Here is an 18917-nt window from a genome sequence, read left to right as displayed (position 1 = left end):
TGTGAAAGTAGGTCATCGTCAGGCTATTACAGCCAAAAAAGCCCCAACCAATCGGTTGGGGCTTTTTTCTTTGCGCAAGCAAAAGCAACGCAGAAGCAGAAACAAAAAGCGCATTGTCCAAAACGATGCGCTTTTTTAATTGGCAATTCAATCAGACCGCCTTGATCGGAGGCAGATCCACCAACTGAGGACGTCCGCCCAGCATCCGCGGAAGCGTCTCCGCATTGACCTCGAACGGCACACCTGGAGCGATCTGGCTGACCTGATCGAGCTGGTTCACCAGGTCCCGCGGCAGCTTCAGATCGAGCGCCAGAAGGTTGTTGTCGAGCTGCTCTACCGTCCGCGGTCCGATGATCGGAATGATCGACGTGGTGGAGTTCCGCGCCTTGCTGCCGAGCCATGCCAGCGCGACTTCAGCCGGCGATCGCCCGAGCTGCGCGCCCGCTTCGATCACGGCATCCACGACGGCCGCGTCGCGCTCGGTCTTCTCGGTTCGGATGACCCGGCCCATGCCCTGGAGCCGGCCCTGTTCCCCGTTGCGGTACTTGCCCGTGAGCAGGCCGCCTCCCAGAGGCGACCACACGACGACCGCCAGGCCCAGCGCTTCGGCCATCGGCATCAGCTCCCTGTCGGCGCTGCGTTCGATCAGGCTGTATTCGAACTGCACGCCCACAAGCGGCGACCAGCCACGCAATTCCGACAGCAAATCCGCGCGCGCGATGCGCCAGGCCGGAAAGTTCGAGAAGCCTGCATAAAGGATCTTCCCCGCGCGCACGAGGTCATCGAGCCCCCGGAGAATTTCTTCCGCGGGCGTGACGTTGTCGGAGTGATGGACCCACAGCAGGTCGATACGGTCGGTCTTGAGCCGCTGCAGGCTCTGTTCGACGGAGTAGACGAGGTTCTTGCGGCTGTTGCCGGTCTTCGCCAGCGTCGGCTCCTTCGAGGCGCCGCCGCTGTACTTCGTCGCCACCACGATGTCGTCGCGGATCGGCGCGATGAACTCGCCCAGCATGGATTCGGACTGGCCGAACTGGTAGCCGTCGGCGGTGTCGAAAAAGTTGCCGCCGGCCTCGAGGTAGCGGTCGAGGACCTGGTGCGCCTCGGCATGCTCGGAGCCGTAGCCCCAGCCCGTGCCGAACAGGGCGACACCGAGTGCGAATTCGGAAACCCGGAGGCCGGACTTGCGGCCGAGAAGACGATAGCGCATGGAATTTCTCCTTCGTGGATGGACGATCACTCGCTTGGCGCGACCAAGTGCGCCTCCTGCGGGCCGTTCACCGCATGGGCATCGCGGCCGGGCATCAGCAGCCGTGTCAGCGCCAGCGCGACCACGGCCACGCCGGCGGCGGACCAGGCGGCCGCCGCGAATCCGTTGCTGAATGCATATCGCAACGCAGTGGCGGCAGCGTCCGCCGCGCCAGCGGGCAGGGTCTGCAACTCATGCAGCGCCCCTGCCACATCGCCCGCGCTGAAGCGCTTCGCCACATCCCGCGCCAGCGCGGGCGCCAACGGCCACTGCGCCGCCGCGCGCTGGAAGTCCGCGCTGGCCACCGCCACCAGCACCGCGCCCAATCCGGCTACGCCCGCCAGCAGGCCGCTGAAGCGCGTGGTACCTGCCAGCCCCGAGGCCATGCCCGCGCGCTGCGGCGGGATCGCGCCCTGCATGGCCTTGGCCGTTTCGCCGTTGAGCAGGCCCGCGCCGGTGCCGGCGAGCGCCATCGCACAGGCGAAGGCAAGGTAAGCCGAGCCGCCGGTGGCCAGCAGCGCCATGGCCGCATTCGCCGCGCCGCTCAATCCCAGGCCCAGGCACAGCAAGGCGCGCGGCGTCCACCCGGCCGTGTAGTAAGCGGCGATGCGCGGCACCAGGAACATGGGCAGCGCGAACGGCAGCATCGAGAGGCCGGCGCTGGCGGGCGACAGTCCGTAGGCGTTCTGCAGATACAGCGGCAGGTAGAACAGCATGACCTGCGCCCCCGCCGCATAGCCCACCATGGCGAAAGCGCTGCCGACGAAGGCCGGCGAGCGCAGCAACCTGAAGTCGACCATGGGCCGCGACTGCAGGCCCTCGATCACGACAAAGGCCTCGAGCAGCAGCACGCCGCCGATCAGTCGCCACAGCACCGCGGGCGAGGACCAGCCCAGCGCGTTGCCGTCGATGGCTGCCCAGGTCAGCAGGAACAGCGCACCGCTGAAGGTGGCGACGCCCCTATAGTCCAGCCGCACGGCCTCCTTGTCGCGCGATTCCTCCACCACGCGCAGCGTGGCGGCGATCAGCACCACGCCGATGGGCAGGTTGATGAGAAACACCCAGTGCCAGCCGATGGTGCTCGAGATCACGCCGCCGAGGATGGGCCCGCAGGTGATGGCGATGCCGAGGCAGGCGCCCCAGAACGCATAGGCCCGTGCGCGCGCCGGTCCCTGGAAGCTGTGATTGATCACCGCCAGCGCCGCCGTCAGCAGCAGGGCCGCGCCGATGCCCTGGAAGGCCCTCGACACGTTGAGCACCCAGGCTGCCGGCGCCGTGCCGCAGAACAGCGAAGCGCCGGCGAAGAGCACCTGCCCGATCACCATGATGCGTCGCCGGCCATACCGGTCGCACAGCGAGCCCGCGGCCATGAGCAGGGCCGCGAAGGGCAGCATGTACGCGGTGATCACCCATTGCATGTCCGCGAACTCGGCATCGAGCCTGTGCGCGATGGTGGGCAGGGCGACCGCCACCACGTTGGTGTCGAGCATCACCAGCGAGCACACCATGGAGGCCACCAGCAGGACGGCTCGCTGTCGACGCGAATCCTGCGCGGCGGCAGGGGATGGAGGAAGGGTGTTCATGGATTTGAGGGCATATGCCCATATTTAGGCCAATGAAGAACGAGGTGAATGCAAACCCGGAAATCAGGACGCCCGCGAGCTCAGCCGCTCGTCCGCGGCAATATCGAGCAAGGTGGTGCGCAATATCGCCGCTTCCGCTTCGCCGAACACCTCGCAGAAGCGGTCCTGCGCGCGCTGCCACAGCGGCTGCGCGCGGGCGACGAGCGCCTGCCCCTTGCGGGTCAGCACGACCTGCCGCTGGCGGCGGTCCGACTCGCCATGCTGCAGTGCCAGCAAGCCATCGCGTTCCAGTGGGCGCAAGGTGTGGCCCAGGGCGGAGCGGTCCATCACCAGCGCATCCGCCAGCACCTGGAGGCTGGGCGCCTCGCTGGCGCGCCGGCTCAACTCCATCAGGATCGAGTACTGGGTGGAGCGCAGCCCCACGGGTGCCAGCGCTTCGTCATAGAGCTGCGTGACGCGGCGCGTGGCCTTGCGCAGCGCGGTGCTGCAGCACATGCCGTGGTGGTGATGGGCGGAGGTCATGCGCAATTATGGGTATATGCCCATAAACCGCGAGGGCGGTAGTGTTTCCGCGGGGCGGCTCCCGGGCATTCACCGCGAGGTCGTCAGAAGGCGCTCTTGACCACGCCACCATCCACGCGCAGCGCAGCACCCGTCGTCGCCGACGCGAGCGGGCTCGCCACATAGGCCACGAGCGAAGCGACTTCCTGCGGCGTGGCGAAGCGCTTGATCAGCGAGGTCGGGCGGATCTGCTCGAAGAACTCCGCCTCGACCTGCTCGAAGCTCTTGCTGCTCGATCGCGCCATGCCCTCGACGAAGTCGCCGACGCCACGCGATTTCGTCGGGCCCGGAAGCACGCTGTTCACCGTGATGTTCGTGCCCGCCATCGATTCCGCGAGCCCGCGCGACACCGCGATCTGCGCTGTCTTCGTCATGCCGTAGTGGACCATCTCGGTCGGTATCTGCACCGCGCTTTCGCTCGAGATGAAGATGATCCGACCCCAGTTCGCCCGCTTCATCTCCGGCAGCACCAGGCGCGCGAGCCGCACGCCGCTCAGCACGTTGACGTCGAAGAAGCGCAGCCAATCCGCGTCGGGGATGTCCTCGAAGGCCTTGGCCTCGAAGATGCCGAGGTTGTTGACGAGGATGCCGATGCCGGGGTGGCGGCGCACGACCTCCTCGGCGGCGTCGGCCTGGCTGAGGTCCCCGGCGTAGCCGACCACCGTGCCCTGCGTCTCCGAGCGGATGCGCTCCACGGCCTCGTCGACCGATGCCTGCGATCGGCCGTTGACGATGACGCTGGCGCCCTCGCGGGCCAGCGTGTGCGCGATCGCGTAGCCGATGCCGGCGGTGCTGCCGCTGACCAGGGCCAGCTTGCCCTTCAGTTGTAGATCCATGTCGATGCTCCTTGTGTCGATGACCAGACGGGCGTCAGCCCAAAAAATTGACCAGCGCGGGAATGACCTGCTCGGGCGCCTCTTCCATCAGCCAGTGGCCGGACCCCTTGACGATCACGCCCTGCACGTGGGTCGCGACCATCTTGCCCTGGTCGATCAGGAAAGTGCCACCGGCCTTTTCCCCGGAGAGAACCAGCATCGGCATCGGCAGCGGCGTCTTGCCCAGTTCGGCGAACTCGGCCGCGTCCTGCTCGAAGGCCTTGAAGTACTCGAAGCCAGCGCGCATGCCGCCGGGCTGCGCGTAGGCCTTGGCATAGAAGCGGCGATCGGCCTCGGGCACCGAGCGCTTGGGGTCGGCCGCGAAGTCGTTCCAGAAATGCTCGAAGTAGATGCGCTCTCGTCCGTGCACCAGCGCCAGCGGCGTCGCGCCGTGGAAATGGAAATGCCAGAGGTCGCGCAGCAGCCAGACGTTCTGCCAGGCGCCGATGCCGGGCAGGAAGGCGTCCATGAGCACCACCTTGTCGGTCTCCGACGGGAACTGCGCGGCATAGGCATAGGCCACCATCAGGCCGATGTCGTGGCCGACGATGCTCACGTTGCGGATGCCGAGCGACTTGACGAGCTCGTGGATGTCGACGGCCATGTTCTTCTTGCCGTAGCCGGTCTCGGGCTTCGACGAATTGCCCGCACCGCGCAGGTCGGGCACGACCACGGTGTGCGTCTTCGCCAGCAGCGGCATCAGCGGGTTCCACATGTGGCCGGTCTCGGCGTAGCCGTGCAGCAGCACGATGGCCGGCCCGGTGCCGCCGATGCGGTAGTCGATGCGGGTGCCGTTCACCTCGGCGCTGCCTGCGCGAAAGCCCGGCACCGCGTCGACTGCGGGCGCGGCGTGCGCCACGGAGCCGAAGCTCAGCGCGGCGCCGAATGCGGCGGCGCCGGCGATCAGCGCGCGGCGGGTGGGGGCGGGATGGGTGGTGTTCATGTCTAGGCCTTTCGGTCTGTGTTTTGGGGTGAAGCGAATTTATGATTCAGCTTCACTTCCAGAAAGGCCCCAAAAGTGGTTTACTCATTCAGCTTTCATGAATGATTGGAGCCCAGGGCCATGGACCGATTGCGTGCGTACGAGGTGTTCGTGACCGTGGTCGCGCGCGGCAGCTTCGTCAAGGCGGCCGACGCGCTCGACACCTCCCCGGCCAACGTGACGCGCTACGTCAACGAACTCGAAGCCCACCTGCGCACGCGGCTGATCAACCGCACCTCGCGCCGCCTGTCGCTCACCGAGGGCGGCGAAGCCCTGTTCGACCGGGCGAAGTCGATCCTCGAGGAGGTGGCCGAGACCGAGGCGCTCGCGACCACCGCGTCGCTCCAGCCGCGAGGCCGCCTGCGCCTCAACGCGCCGCTGAGCTTCGGCAGCCTCGTGCTGGCACCGCTGTGGCCGAAGTTCATGGCGAAGTACCCCGATGTCGAACTCGACATCGCGCTCATCGACCGCGTGGTCGACATCGTCGAGGAGGGCTACGACCTCGCCATCCGCATCTCGCGGACCACCTCGGGCAATCACATCGCGCGCCACCTGGGCCGCTCGCAGAACCTCGTGTGCGCCTCGCCCGACTACCTGGCGAGGCACGGCATGCCCGAGGTTCCCGTGGACCTGTCACGGCACCCGTGCCTGGGCTACACCTATGGCGCGACCTCGGACGAGTGGCAGTTCGCCGGGCCCGGCGGAACGCTGGAATCGGTTCGCGTGCGCTGGGCCCTGCGCGCGAACAACGGTCAGACCGCCCGTGCCGCGGCCCTCGCCGGCGCCGGTGTCATCTGGCAGCCGAGCTTCGTGCTCGGCGAGGACGTGCGGGCCGGCCGGCTCGTCGAGGTCATGCCGGGCTATCACATGCCCCCCATCGACATCCTGGCGATCTACGCCAGCCGTCGCCATCTCAGCGCCAAGGTGCGGGTGATGGTCGACTTCCTGGTCGAGGCTTTTCAGGGGGCGACGATGTAGCGAGCGTGCGTTGCTCGACGCAGCGGATGCTCACGCGCCCACTTTGAAGCGTTCGGCGATGTAGGTGGCCGGCGGCTTGCCGAAGGCTTTCTTGAACATCGTGATGAAGGCGGACGGCGACTCGTAGCCCAGGCCATAGGCCACCTGCTGCACGGTCGCGCCGCCCGACAGTTCGCGAAGCGCGACGATCATGTGCAGCTGGCGCCGCCAGCGGCCGAAGCTCAGACCGGTCTGCGCCGTGCACAGCCGGGTCAGGGTGCGCTCGCTGGTGCCGGTCTCGGCGGCCCAGTCCTGCAGGGTCCGGCGGTCCGAAGGGTCGAGCGAGATGGCGCGCGCGCTCGCGCGCAGTTGCCGCGTGTGCGCTGAGTGCATTTCCAGACGCGGGCCGAGTGGCCGGACTCCACGCTCGTAGCGAACCACGCGATCGTTCGTGCCGTTTCTTTTCGCTCGGCCGGGGCAGTCCGCATGTCTTTCCCGTCAGGAGATTCCCCCTCAAGGCGCCAGCCGCGTGAACACATAGTCCCTGTCCTTCACCCGCGCCGCATGGCAGGCAAAGCAGGTCTGGTGCTGCGCGATGTCCACCGGCTTGCCGTCGACGAAGCGGCCGAAGCCCCAGCCGCCGGTGGCGGCGTACTTCTTCGAGTCCTTGACCATCACCTGCACCGTGGTCGCCATGCCCGGCACCAGCGCGGGCTCGAAATCCGGCGACTGCACGTGCTTCCACGCGAGCTTGGTCAGCACTGTGCCGTCGGGGAAAGGCAGCGTGCCCTTCTTGTAGGCATCGACGGCGGTCTTGTTGCCGAGCACCACGCGCAGTTCGTTGAGCGGCTCGGACTCCAGCGCGGGCGCGATCAGCTGCCATTCGCGGTAGCCCTTGGGGATCGTCACGCCATAGATCGGCGATGCGGCGGACGTGGCGGGCACGGCGGGCTTGCCGTCCGCGGCGAGCGACACGGCTGCGAACGCGCAGGCGCCGAGCGCGAGCGTCACGGCGGCGATTTCCATGCGGAAGGTTTTCATCGAAGGCGTCCTTGAAGTGGGGGCGCCGCGATTCTTCGGCGCCTCCGCGCGCCATGGCGCGGCCTTCGTATGCCCGTGTATCCGCGCCGCGTACGCGACACACTGCGATTCGCCACGGACCGGGCGGCAATGTCATGCAGTTTGAACGACGGTGCCATGGAAGCCACACGCCCGCGCCGATCCAATCCATTGCGTTGACATGCCATCGGGCGCATGTCCGAACACGAGAGGCACACCATGGATTTCGAACTCGACCCCGCGCAACGCGATCTTCAGCAGCGCGCACGCAGCTTCATCGGGACGGTCGTCCTGCCGCACTACCGCGAATGGCCGGCCGCCAACTGCGACTACAGCCCCGAGCTCAATGCACACCTGAAGGCCAAGCTGGCCGAATACGGACTGGCCAAGCTGATCGTGCCGAAGGAATTCGGCGGCCAGGGCCTGGGGCCGATGGAGGACGTGATCGTGCTGGCCGAGTTCTCGAAGTCGCCGCGACGCATGCCCGGCGGGCCGTTCGCGCCGTGGCCGGTGCTCTACCAGGCGCCCGAGAAGATCCGCGAGAAGTATCTCTATCCGGTGCTCGAGGGCAGGACCGGCTGGTCGATGTGCTTCACCGAACCCGAGGCCGGCTCGGACCTCGCGGGCATCCGCACGACGGCGGTGCGAAAGAGCGACCACTGGGTGCTCAACGGCACGAAGATGTGGCGCACCGGCCATCACTTCGCGTCGTACACGGCGGTCGCGGCGGTCACCGATCCGAGCAAGGGCCCGAAGGGCATCAGCGTGTTCCTGGTCGACAACGACACGCCGGGCTTCACGAAGTCACGCGACATCCCGGTGATCGCGCGGCAGTGGGGCACGGAGCAGGAGGTGCGGCTCGAGAACGTGATCGTGCCAGCCGAGAACCTGCTGGGCGCGGAGGGCGAGGGCTTCTCCATCGCGCAGCACCAGTTCAATCGCTTCCGCCTAAGGCTGGGCGGCACCGCGCTCGGCATGGCCGAACGCAGCCAGGAACTGGCCGTCGAATACGCGCGCGAGCGCAGGGTGTTCGGCAAGGCGCTCGGCGACAACCAGGCGATCCAGTGGATGCTGACCGACAACCAGTACGACATCGAATCGATCCGCCTCAACACCTACTACGCGGCCTGGATGGTGGCGCGCGGCGGCTACTCGGCCTCGCGGATGCAGGCGGCCATGGTGAAGGCCTACTGCGTGGATGCGGGGCTGCGGGTGATCGACCGCTCGATGCAGGTGCTGGGTGGGCGCGGCCTCGCGATCGAGGACTATCCGTTCTTCGACTTCCACAACCTGCTGCGCATGTGCAAGCAGATGGAAGGCTCGACCGAGATCATGAAGATCGTGATGGCGCGCGAGATCCTGTCGGGCGAGTTGAACTGATGAAGAAAGCGGCGGCCCGGGCGGCCGCCGCCTTCACGCGACCACGACGATCTTGCCGAGCGCGCCGCGCGCATCGAGTCGCGCGATGGCCGCGGGCGCATCGGCCAAGGCGAAGGTCTCGGTCACCTCCGGCTGCAGCAGGCCCTCGCGCCACATCGCGAGCAGCGAGTGCACGTTGCGGTCGTTGAGCTTCGGGTCCTGCTGCACGAAGCTGCGCCAGTCCACGCCGACGATGTGGCGGCTCTTGAGCAGCGCCAGGTTGAGCGGCACGCTCGGGATGCCGGCGGTGAAGCCCACCACCAGGTGGCGGCCGCCGCGGCGCAGGCTGCGCAAGGAGGGTTCGGTGTAGCCGCCACCGACCGGATCGAACACCACGTCGCAGCCGTCGCCGCCGACCGCCTCCTTGAGGCGGCGCGCGAGCGCCTGTTGCGCCTCCCGGCCTTCCACCTGCTGCTCGTAGACCAGCCCGCACGAAGCGCCACGCGCCATCGCGAAGGCCAGCTTGGACGGCGAGGACACGGCGGCCACCACGCGCGCGCCGAGCGCATGCGCGACCTCGACCGCGGCCGATCCCACGCCGCCAGCGGCGCCGAGCACCAGGACCGTCTGTTGCGCACGCAGCTGGGCGGCATCGCACAGTGCGTGGTAGGCGGTGGCATAGGCGAACATGAAGGCGGCCGCCTGCGTGCGCGGCGTGTCGGCCGGCACGCGCACGCATCGCTGCTCCGCCACCGCGATGCGATCGGCCATGGCGCCCCAGCCGCAGCGGCCGATGACGAGGTCGCCCTCGCGCAGGCCCGACACGCCCGGGCCGGCCTGCTCCACCACGCCGCAGAACTCGCTGCCCGGAACGAAGGGCCGTTCGGGCCTGACCTGGTAGAGGTCGCGGATCAGCAACCCGTCGGGATAGTTGACGCCCACCGCGGCGATCTTCACGAGCACCTCGCCCTCGGCGGGCACCGGATCGGGCAGCTCCTGCCACACCAGCGTCTCCGGTCCCCCGGGGCGATGACTCACCCATGCTTTCATGTTCGGCTCCTTTGGTTAGCGCCATGATGAAAGGCCGGTCCGGCCCGCGCCATGACCGCCGCGCGCAACCCGCATGGCGCGGCGCGCAGGGGTCATGGGGAACGAGCGCGGCGGTCATCGCGGCCGTGCAAGCGCGACGGCACCATGCGGCGATGCACGACACGTCGAAGAACACGCCATCATCGCCCGCCGGCCCCTTGCGCGGCCTGCGGGTCGTGGAGTTCGCGGGCCTGGGCCCGGTCTCCTTCACCGCGATGCTGCTCGCCGACATGGGCGCGCGGGTCGCGCGCATCGAGCGGCCTGGCGCGGCGCAGATGGAGCGCGGCGCGACGATGCGTGGCCGCGGACGCCTCGCACTCGACCTGCGCGCGGCGGAAGGACTCGCGACCGCGCGCGAACTGCTGCGCCATGCCGACGTGGCGATCGAGGGCTTTCGTCCCGGCGTGATGGAAAGGCTGGGGCTCGGCCCCGCCGAGCTGTTCGCGCTGCGGCCCGCGCTGGTGTTCGGCCGCATGACCGGCTGGGGACAGGACGGCCCGCGCAGCCACCAGGCAGGCCATGACATCGACTACCTCGCGGTCGCCGGCGCGCTGCATCCCATCGGTCCCGTCGAGGCGCCCAGCGTGCCGCTGAACCTCGTCGGAGACTATGGCGGCGGCGCGCTCTACCTGGCCGTGGGCGTGCTCGCGGCCCTGCACGAGGCGGCGCGCAGCGGGCGCGGCCAGGTCGTCGATGCCGCGATCTGCGACGGCGCGGTGTCGCTGCTGTCGCTGATCCATGGCCTGCGCGCCGCCTCGCGCTGGCGCGACGAGCGGCAGGCCAACGTGCTCGATGGCGCCGCGCCGTACTACCGCAGCTACCGTTGCGCCGACGGGCTGCACCTGGCGGTGGGCGCGATCGAGCCGCAGTTCCATGCCGAATTTCTCGCGCGCCTGGGCCTGGATGCCAAGGCGTTCGCGCAGCACGATCGCGATCGCTGGCCCGAGCAGGCGCGCGCGCTCGAGGCGCTGTTCGCGCGCGAGCCACGCGCGCACTGGGAGGCGTTGTTCGAAGGCGGCGACGCCTGCGTCGCGCCAGTCCACAGCCTCGGCGCGAGCACGCGCGATCCGCACCTCGTGGCGCGCGGCACCTTCGTCGAACTCGAAGGCGAACTGCAGCCCGCGCCGGCGCCGCGCTTCAGCCATTCACCTTCGCTGCCGCGCCCCGCGACATCGGTGGTGGCCGATGCGCACTGGCTGGCGGACTGGGCGCGGCCAGGACCCTGAATCAGGAGGCCGGCGGGTTGGCCCGGTACTCGGTCGGCCCCGTGCCGGTCCAGCGCCGAAAGGCCCGATGGAAGGTGCTGTACTCGGCGAAGCCCAGCCGCAGCGCGATGGTCTCGAGCTTCACATGGCCCTGGCGCACCATGTCGAGCGCCGCGCGGCGGCGCACGTCGTCGCGCAGTTCGGAGAAGCCGCAGCCCTCGTCGACCAGATGCCGTCGCAGGGTCACCGGCGTCATGTGGAGGCGGGCCGCCACGTCGTCCAGGCTCATCGGCGTGCCCACCTGCGCGCGCAGGATGGACTTCACGCGGTCGCTGACGCGGCTCTGGTCGTAGTAGCGGGTGATGAGCATGCGCGGCGCTTCCGAGAGGAAGCGGCTCAGGCGCTCCTCGCCGCCGATGATCGGCAGCGAGGCCAGGTGGCATTCGAGCCGCAGCGCGGTGAACGGCTGCTCGAAGCGGATCTCGCGCGTGTCGTAGGTGCGCAGCGTCTCGGCGCTGGCCGGCCGGCGCGGATACGAGAACTCCACCGCGGTCAGCGGAATGCGGCGGTCGACCAGCCAGCACATGAACTGGTAGAGCAGGAAGATGGTCGCCCCATGCAGCGCCACATGCCGCTCGGGTGAGAGCGCGCGCAGCGGCTTGAGCCAGACGATGGCCTCGCCGCCTTCGCGGCGGATCTTGATCGAGAAGTCGTCGACCACCAGCGCATAGAAGCGGCCGATGACGACCAGCGCCTCGCCGAGCGTGCGGCAATTGACGATCAGCCGGCACAGGGTGTGGAAGGTGCCCGGCGGTATCGGCCGCGAGGCGATGCCCCAGGCCTCGTCGCGCGCGCGCCGCGCCAGCAGGATCAGGAAGCGCGTGAAGGCCTGCTCGCTGACGCGCAACCCGCGCGCATCCAGCTGCCGCGGATCGATGCCCGAACGGCGCAGTACCGCCTCGGCCTGCGCCGGCGGCAGGGCCGCGCTGCGCAGGAACAGCTGCACGAACCAGCCGGCGATCGGCGGCGGCGTGGCGCTCGGCGAGGGGCCGGGGGCGGCGGTCATGAAGCGGGCGGGTGCGGACTGGTGCGGGAAGGCGCGGGCATGCGCTTCGCATTGTCGCGCCGCCCGCACGCGCGGCGCCGTCAATCGGCCGTGATGTTGAAGCGCCGGCTCAGCGCCTCCCAGTGGCGGTACTCGTTCTGCATCGCGGCGGTGATCTGCTCGGGCGTCTCGCTGCTGGGCTCGAGGCCCGCGAGCTGCAGCCGGCCGACCATGTCGGGCTCCTGCAGGATGGCGCGGATCGCGTTGCGCAGGCGCTCGGCCACCGGCGCCGGCGTGCCCGCGCGCAGGAACAGGCCCCACCAACCCGTGTAGTCGAAGCCTGCATAGCCGAGCTCGTGCAGCGTCGGCACCTGCGGCAGCGCCGTCAGCCGCTTGCTGTGCGCCACCGCGATCGAGCGCAGTCCCTTGTCGCCCTGGCGCTCGATCGCGGTGGCGGCCGAGACGAAGGCCATCGGCACGCGTCCCCCCAGCATGTCCTGCAGCAGCGGGCTGGTGCCGCGGAAGGCCACGTGCGGCATCTCGATGTTCCAGGCCGCGCGCAGCTGCTCGCCGTAGATGTGCGAGGTCGAGCCCGCGCCATAGGAGCCGAACGAGAAGTTGCCCGGGTTGGCCTTGGCAGCGCGCGCGAGGTCGGCCAGGCTCTGGTAGGGGCTCGACGCGGGCACCACCAGCACCACCGCCTGGCGGCCCAGCAGCACCAGCGGCTCGATGTCCTTGGCGAAGTCGTAGGGCGGCTTGCCGCGCGACAGCGCGATGTTCTGGATCAGGCTCGTGATGTGGAACAGCACCGTCAGGCCGTCGGGCGGCTGGCGCAGCAGGTACTGCGTGCCGATGAGGCCATTGGCGCCGGCCTTGTTGTCGACCAGCACGGTGCGCGCGAGCACCTCCTGCAGGCGCTGCGCGAGCGGGCGCACCACGGGGTCGGCCGCGCCGCCGGCGGCATAGGGCACGAGCAGGGTCAGCGGCCGGGTTTCCTGCTGCGCGCTGGCCAGCTCGGGCAGGCCGGCCAGCGAGGCCAGCAGGGCCATCGTCCAGTGCCTGCGTCCGATGTCGATCGTCATGGTCGGGTCTCCGTCACGGTTGGGAAGCGGGCGCGGCGAGCGCGCGGTAGCGGTCGCGCACCACGCGTTTGAGCAGCTTGCCGGTCTCGGTGCGCGGCAGCTCGGTCGCGAAGTCCACGCTGCGCGGGCACTTGATGGCCGACAGATGGGCGCGGCAGTGGTCGATGAGCTGCTGCGCGGTCGAGGCACCGGCGAGCGCCGGGTCCTTGAGCTGGACCACGGCCTTCACCTCCTCGCCGAACTCGGCATGCGGCACGCCGATGACGGCCACCTCGTGCACCAGCGGATGGTCCTGCAGCAGGTTCTCCGCCTCCTGCGGATAGATGTTCACGCCGCCCGAGATGATCATGTTGGCGCGCCGGTCCGTGAGGTAGAGGTAGCCCTCGGCATCGACGTGCCCGATGTCGCCGAAGGTGCCCCAGCCCTGCGGCGTGTGGGTCTCGGCTGTCTTCACCGGATCGTTGTGGTACGCGAAGCTCGGCCCGCCCTCGAAGCAGACTAGGCCGTCGACCATCGGCGCGCATTCGCCGCCGTCGTCGCCCACGATGTGCAGCACGCCCTGCTTCGCGCGGCCCACCGAGCCGGGATGCGCGAGCCATTCGGGCGCCGAGATCGCGGTTGCGCCGGCGCGCTCCGAGCCGGTGTAGTACTCCCAGACGATCGGGCCCCACCAGTCGATCATTCGGCGCTTGACCTCGATGGGGCAGGGCGCGGCCGCATGCAGCGCCAGCCGGTGACTCGAGAGGTCGTGAGCCGCGCGGCGCTCGGCCGGCAGCGCGAGCAGGCGGATGAACATCGTCGGCACCCATTGCGAATGCGTGACGCGCCAGCGTGCGATCGCGGCGAGCGCGCCTTCGGCATCGAAGCGGCGCATCAGCACCACCGTGCCACCGAAGGCCACGCAGCGCACGCTGAAGCGCAGCGGCGCCGCATGGTAGAGCGGCGCGGGCGAGAGATAGACGCTCGCCGGATCGAAGGCGAAGAACGAGAGCCAGTCGCCCGCGAGCGCCTTGCGCAGCTGCTGGTCCTCGAGCTTGTGCTTGATGCCCTTGGGCCGGCCGGTGGTGCCCGAGGAGTAGGCGAAGTCCAGGCCCAAAGGCCGGTCGGGCAGCGGCGGCACCGGGCCGTCGGCCTCGACCAGCGCGCGGTAGCTCGCGGCGCCGTCGACCGGATCGTCGGCGTCGATGCAGAGCACCTCGTCGAGCTGTTCCGGCCAGGCCGCGCGCTCGGCCCAGGGCCGCAGCGCCGTCTCGGTCAGGAGGATGCGCGCGCCCGAGTCCCGCAGGATGTAGTCGATCTCTCCCGGCGTGAGGTGCGTGCTGATCGGCACGTAATAGAGGCCCGCGCGGCGCGCGGCGAAGGTCAGCTCGAAGTATTCGAGCCGGTTGCCCAGCAGGATCGCCACCACCTCGCCGGCCTCGAGGCGGGCCGCGAGGAAGCGCGCGAGCCGCGCCGAGCGTTCGTGCAGGCGCCCGTAGTCCAGCGTTTCGCCGGTCTCGGCCAGGATGGCGGCCGGTCGTGCGGGGGCCTCGGCGGCGAAGCGCGCCAGGCCGTCAAGGACAGGTTCTTTCGGTGGCAAGACGGTCTCCGTGGGGCCCTGGCCACCTCGGGTGGCGCGGACCTTGTCTCTCGTTCAATGGTCCGAGGATACGAAGCCGGGTCGGCGCACGGCATGACCGGGCCGATCAAACTGCATGACGCGCGGCGACGGCGCCCTGGCCGGATCTCAGGCGCCTGTCCGCAGGCCGCCCGCCGACAACGCCGCGAGCTCGACCTGCCCGCCGCGGGGATCGCGCCATGGAAACGCCATGCCCGCCAGCACCGTGTACTCCGCCGCCCGGGCCTCCTGGTGCGGCGTGCCCGCGTCCTCGGCCAGCGAGGGATGGCACATCAGCACATCGCCGCTGCGCGCCGCGGACAGCCAGGCGAGCAGGCGCCGCCGGTAGCCCGCCACCCCGCCCGCGAAGTCGTAGACGCCCAGCAGTCCCCGGCTCGTCGGGATCGCGCGCAGCGCGGCGTCGCGCACCAGCGCACGGCCGCCCAGCGCGTGGATCACCCGGGGCTTGAGCGCCAGGCCGCCGGGCCGCGTGTTGCGCAGCCACGGCGGCGCCGCCGCGTAACGGCGCGAGACCTCTTCGAGCAGCAGCTCGCGCACCATCGGCAGCTGGTGCACATGCCGGTGCCCGTCGACGAAGGCGGGCGCGCGGCCCAGGCCCTCCTCGAAGCGCGAGAGCTGCTCGGCGATGGTCTGCCGCAGGCGCGCCCGCGGCATCGACCGTGCGTAGCAGCGCAGCACCAGCGGGCACAGGCCGGGCTCCTCGGCGCCCGGTGACCGCGGCGGCGTGAGGTCCAGGTGCAAGCCGACGTCGACGCGCGCGGCATCGACGCGCCGCAGCGCGGCCAGGCCCCATGGCCAGGCCTCGCGCAGCACCAGGCAACCGGTGGCCGAGAGATTGCGCCGCGCGATCAGGTCGAGCACCGCCGCGTTGATGCCCGCGCTCATGCCGAAGTCGTCGGCGCAGATGCAAAGCCGTTGCGTTGCGGCCGCGGGCGCGGTCATGGCTCCTCGGTTTCCAGGCCGTGGCCGCGCTGCTCGCGCACCACGTAGACGGGCCGGCCCTTGACCTCCTCGAAGATGCGCGCCACGTATTCGCCGAGGATGCCGGTGGAGATCATCTGCACGCCGATGAAGAACATCAGGCTCACGACGATGGTCGACCAGCCCGACACCTCGTTGCCGAAGCACATGTAGTCGAAGACCACGTAGCTGCCGTAGCCGAAGGCCGGCACCGCGAGCATCAGGCCGGCCACGCTGACCATGCGCAGCGGCCAGGTGGTGAAGGAGGTGAGGCCGTCGAGCGCCAGCTTGAACAGGCGCCGCGCGTTGAAGCGGCTGCGCCCCTCGGCGCGCGGCGCCGGCGTGTAGGGCAGCGCCACGGCGCGAAAGCCGACCCAGGCGTACAGGCCCTTCATGAAGCGGCTGCGCTCGGGCAGCTTCAGCAGCGCATCGACCACCTTGCGATCCATGAGGCGGAAGTCGCCCGCGTTCTCCGGCACCGCGAAGCGGTCGGAGGCGTTGAGCAGCCGGTAGAACAGGCGCGTGCTCCAGGTCTTCAGCGGCCCCTCGTCGCGGCGGTCCTCGCGCACCGCGTAGACCACCTCCGCGCCCGCGCGCCACTGGTCGATCATGGCGCGCACCAGCGCGGGCGTGTGCTGCATGTCGCCGTCGAGCAGCACCACCGCATCGCCGCGCGCCGCGCCCAGGCCGGCGGTCAGGGCCGCTTCCTTGCCGAAGTTGCGCGACAGCGAGAGGCCGCGGATGCCGGGCCGCTCGCACCACGCGCCGAGCACGAGGTCGGTGTCGTCGGTGCTGCCGTCGTTGACCACGATCACCTCCCAACGCAACCCGGTGGCGCGCAGCATGCGCTCGAGTTCCGGCAACAGCGTGCCCAGGTTCCGCGCCTCGTTGAAGCACGGAACGACGCACGAGATGCTCGGTAGGGCGACCTGCGGCCTCTGCAGCCTCGATTCGGAGAGGGGGGCGTTCATGGATGGATCGGCGGCACCTCGGATGCCGTGACGAAGAATGAGCTGGAGATTACGAGCTTGTGCATAGGAAAGCACTCAATTCCATGTGCGCGACGCGACCCTTTGCGCGCGGTCAGTGCGGGGTCAGCATCGGCGGCTCCGGCCGCGCCGCGGCCAGCGGCAGCCGCAGCTCGAAGCGCGCGCCGCCGCCCGGTGCGTTCATCGCCTCGATGCGGCCGCCATGCCCCTGCACCACGGCCTGCGACAGCGCGAGCCCGAGGCCCAGGCCCGGCGTGGTCTCGTCCGAACGCGCGCCGGCGCCGCGGTAGAAGCGCTCGAACAGGTGCGGCAGTTCGTCGCTGCGGATGCCGGGACCGTGGTCCGCGATGCGCACCACGGCCTCGCCGCTGCCCGGTGGCGCGAACACGTCGACGTGCACGGTGCCGCCATCGGGCGAGAACTTCAGGGCGTTGTCGAGCAGGTTGGCCAGCGCGAGGTTCGCGGCGCCGCGCGCCACGCGCACCGCCACCGGCGCGAGCAGCTCCAGCCGCAGCCGGATGCCGCGCTCGCGCGCCATCGGCTCGAGGCGCCGCACCGCTTCCTCGGCCAGCCGGTCGAGCGCCACGGTCTCCGCGGCCTCGCGCTCCTGGCCCGCGTCGATGCGGGCCAGCACCAGCAGTTCCTCCACCAGCAGCGAGAGCGATTCCACCTCGTCGAGCGCCGAGCGCAGGGTCTGGACATAAGCCGCGGGTTCGCGCGGCCGGCGCAGCGCGAGCTCGAGCTCGGTACGCAGCCGCGACAGCGGCGAGCGCAGCTCGTGCGAGGCATCGGCGGTGAAGCGCCGCTGCGCCTCCATGCCGTGCTCGATGCGCGCCAGCATCGCGTTGAGCGTCTCGACGAGCCGGCCGACCTCGTCGGCCGTGCCAGGGCTCGGCAGCCGTTCGCTGAGGTTGGCGTCGCTGATGCGGTGCGCCTGCTGCACCACCTCGTCGATGGCGCGGAAGGCGCGCCGCGTGATCAGCGTGCCGGCCAGTCCCAGCGCCAGCAGCAGCGCGCCGCCGAGCACGAGGAACAGCACGCTGGCCATCGCGACCGTGCGGTTGACGTCGTCGAGCGAGCCGGCCACCTGCACCGCCAGCGTCGCCGCGCGGCCGGGCACCGGCACCGAGACCATGCGCGTGGGTTCCTCGCCGAAGCCCTCGAGCGTCTCGAACACGGTCTCGCCCGCGGCGAGCCGCTCGCGCAGCAGCGGCGGTATCGGCAACTGGGCCTCGCCGAGGTTGGTGCTGCGCGCGAGCACGCGGCCATCGGGGCCGACGATCTGCACCAGCCGGTCGAGCCGCACGAAGGAGGGCGCGCCCGGTCCCGAGGGCGCCTCGTGCACCGTGGCCGCGCTGCCCGCGTCGGCCGACAGCAGCATGCCGAGCTCGGTCTCGGCCAGTGCGAGCAGCGCGGCGTCGAGCTCGCGGTGCACGTTGCGCGCGAACACCGCATAGGCGCCGAAGGCCGCGATGGCCATGACCGCGACGGTCACGCCCACCTGCACCAGCACCAGGCGCCGGCGCAGGCTAAGCATGGCCGTCGTCCGCCGCGAGCCGGAAACCGCGGCCGCGCACCGTGCGGATCAGCGGCGGCGCCGGTGCCGCGTCGACCTTGCGGCGCAGGTTGCCCACATGCACGTCGATCAGGTTGTCGATGCCGATCAGGTCGTCCTTCCAGACCTGTTCGGCCAGGCGCGCGCGGCTCACCACCTCGCCGGCATGCCGCAGCAGCATGTGCAGGATCGCGAACTCTTTGTGCGTCAGGTCCAGCGTCGCGCCGCCGCGCTGCGCGCGCTGGCGCTGCGGATCGAGGCTCAGGTCGGCCAGCGACAGGATCACCGGTCGCATGCTCTCCGGGCGGCGCAGCAGCGCGCGCACGCGCGCCAGCAGTTCGTCGAAGGCGAAGGGCTTGGTCAGGTAGTCGTCGGCGCCGGTGTTCAGGCCCTCGACGCGGTCGCGCAGCGCATCGCGCGCCGTGAGCATCAGCACCGGCGTCGCGCAGCCGCGCCGGCGCAGCTCGCGGCACAGCGAGAGGCCGTCGCCCCCCGGCAGCATCCAGTCCAGGACCAGCAGGTCGTAGGCCTGCACGAAGGCCCGCTCGTCGCCTTCCTCGGCGCTGTGCACCGCGTCGACCACGAAGCCTTCCTCCTCGAGGCCGCGCGCGAGCAGCCGGGCCGCCTTGCGGTCGTCTTCGATCAACAGGATTCGCATGGCGCGCCATCATCGGGTCGCAACCTGACCGCCCGCTGCCACGATCCTGAAGCCGTCTTCAGGATTTCTTGGGGAAATCTTCAGCCGCGTTTTC

18 protein-coding genes are annotated in these 18917 nt (G+C 70.0%); 3 read left to right on the top strand and 15 right to left on the bottom strand.

The window, feature by feature from the left end:
• Positions 1–151 precede the first annotated feature (151 nt).
• From KV106_RS38815 to KV106_RS38795, 5 genes are all read right to left on the bottom strand, one after another.
• Positions 152–1207: an aldo/keto reductase gene (locus KV106_RS38815; RefSeq protein ID WP_261217649.1), complete on the bottom strand. Its 1056-nt coding sequence runs from the start codon at positions 1205–1207 to the stop codon at positions 152–154.
• A gap of 26 nt (positions 1208–1233) precedes the next feature.
• On the bottom strand, positions 1234–2829 hold the full coding sequence (locus KV106_RS38810) for an MFS transporter (protein ID WP_261217648.1): 1596 nt from the start codon (positions 2827–2829) through the stop codon (positions 1234–1236).
• A gap of 63 nt (positions 2830–2892) precedes the next feature.
• A complete protein-coding gene (locus tag KV106_RS38805) occupies positions 2893–3351 on the bottom strand; it encodes a MarR family winged helix-turn-helix transcriptional regulator (protein ID WP_261217647.1) in 459 nt (152 codons plus the stop codon).
• 83 nt (positions 3352–3434) lie between these two features.
• Positions 3435–4226 carry an SDR family NAD(P)-dependent oxidoreductase gene (locus KV106_RS38800; protein ID WP_261217646.1) on the bottom strand — a complete coding sequence of 264 codons (792 nt, stop codon included), beginning with the start codon at positions 4224–4226 and terminating at the stop codon, positions 3435–3437.
• Positions 4227–4260: 34 nt separating this feature from the next.
• A complete protein-coding gene (locus tag KV106_RS38795) occupies positions 4261–5208 on the bottom strand; it encodes an alpha/beta fold hydrolase (RefSeq protein WP_261217645.1) in 948 nt (315 codons plus the stop codon).
• A 120-nt stretch (positions 5209–5328) separates the two neighbouring features.
• Between KV106_RS38795 and KV106_RS38790 the strand changes: the two genes are divergently transcribed.
• Positions 5329–6225, top strand: a complete 897-nt coding sequence (locus tag KV106_RS38790; protein WP_261217643.1) for a LysR family transcriptional regulator — start codon at positions 5329–5331, stop codon at positions 6223–6225.
• Between the two features lie 30 nt (positions 6226–6255).
• Here KV106_RS38790 and KV106_RS38785 read toward each other — a convergent pair whose 3' ends face one another.
• Positions 6256–6597 (bottom strand): helix-turn-helix domain-containing protein, encoded by a 342-nt coding sequence (locus KV106_RS38785; RefSeq protein WP_261217642.1) that lies wholly within the window; start codon positions 6595–6597, stop codon positions 6256–6258.
• 120 nt (positions 6598–6717) lie between these two features.
• A complete protein-coding gene (locus KV106_RS38780; RefSeq protein ID WP_261217640.1) occupies positions 6718–7245 on the bottom strand; it encodes a cytochrome P460 family protein in 528 nt (175 codons plus the stop codon).
• 237 nt (positions 7246–7482) lie between these two features.
• Between KV106_RS38780 and KV106_RS38775 the strand changes: the two genes are divergently transcribed.
• Positions 7483–8643, top strand: a complete 1161-nt coding sequence (locus tag KV106_RS38775) for an acyl-CoA dehydrogenase family protein (protein WP_261217639.1) — start codon at positions 7483–7485, stop codon at positions 8641–8643.
• A 33-nt stretch (positions 8644–8676) separates the two neighbouring features.
• Here KV106_RS38775 and KV106_RS38770 read toward each other — a convergent pair whose 3' ends face one another.
• Positions 8677–9672 (bottom strand): NADPH:quinone oxidoreductase family protein, encoded by a 996-nt coding sequence (locus tag KV106_RS38770; RefSeq protein ID WP_057595092.1) that lies wholly within the window; start codon positions 9670–9672, stop codon positions 8677–8679.
• Positions 9673–9824: 152 nt separating this feature from the next.
• Here KV106_RS38770 and KV106_RS38765 point away from each other — a divergent pair, with 152 nt between their 5' ends.
• Complete coding sequence (locus KV106_RS38765; RefSeq protein WP_261217637.1) at positions 9825–10937, top strand: CaiB/BaiF CoA transferase family protein; 1113 nt, start codon at positions 9825–9827, stop codon at positions 10935–10937.
• A 1-nt stretch (position 10938) separates the two neighbouring features.
• Here KV106_RS38765 and KV106_RS38760 read toward each other — a convergent pair whose 3' ends face one another.
• The 7 genes from KV106_RS38760 to KV106_RS38730 all read right to left on the bottom strand — a co-directional run bounded on the left by KV106_RS38760 (position 10939) and on the right by KV106_RS38730 (position 18823).
• On the bottom strand, positions 10939–11982 hold the full coding sequence (locus tag KV106_RS38760) for an AraC family transcriptional regulator (RefSeq protein WP_057595090.1): 1044 nt from the start codon (positions 11980–11982) through the stop codon (positions 10939–10941).
• A gap of 80 nt (positions 11983–12062) precedes the next feature.
• On the bottom strand, positions 12063–13043 hold the full coding sequence (locus tag KV106_RS38755; RefSeq protein WP_057595089.1) for a Bug family tripartite tricarboxylate transporter substrate binding protein: 981 nt from the start codon (positions 13041–13043) through the stop codon (positions 12063–12065).
• Positions 13044–13056: 13 nt separating this feature from the next.
• Complete coding sequence (locus KV106_RS38750) at positions 13057–14622, bottom strand: AMP-binding protein (protein ID WP_261217635.1); 1566 nt, start codon at positions 14620–14622, stop codon at positions 13057–13059.
• A gap of 147 nt (positions 14623–14769) precedes the next feature.
• Complete coding sequence (locus KV106_RS38745) at positions 14770–15603, bottom strand: ChbG/HpnK family deacetylase (RefSeq protein WP_261217633.1); 834 nt, start codon at positions 15601–15603, stop codon at positions 14770–14772.
• On the bottom strand, positions 15600–16592 hold the full coding sequence (locus KV106_RS38740) for a glycosyltransferase family 2 protein (protein WP_261217631.1): 993 nt from the start codon (positions 16590–16592) through the stop codon (positions 15600–15602). Before KV106_RS38740 ends, KV106_RS38745 begins: the two co-directional genes overlap by 4 nt.
• A gap of 112 nt (positions 16593–16704) precedes the next feature.
• Complete coding sequence (locus tag KV106_RS38735; protein WP_261217629.1) at positions 16705–18147, bottom strand: sensor histidine kinase; 1443 nt, start codon at positions 18145–18147, stop codon at positions 16705–16707.
• Positions 18140–18823 carry a response regulator transcription factor gene (locus KV106_RS38730; RefSeq protein WP_261217628.1) on the bottom strand — a complete coding sequence of 228 codons (684 nt, stop codon included), beginning with the start codon at positions 18821–18823 and terminating at the stop codon, positions 18140–18142. Before KV106_RS38730 ends, KV106_RS38735 begins: the two co-directional genes overlap by 8 nt.
• Between the last annotated feature and the right edge of the window lie 94 nt (positions 18824–18917).

This window comes from Variovorax endophyticus (assembly GCF_025376855.1).
GTDB lineage: Bacteria > Pseudomonadota > Gammaproteobacteria > Burkholderiales > Burkholderiaceae_C > Variovorax.
The sequence above is the reverse complement of the archived record's forward strand: the minus strand, read 5'-3'. Positions and strand labels throughout refer to the sequence as shown.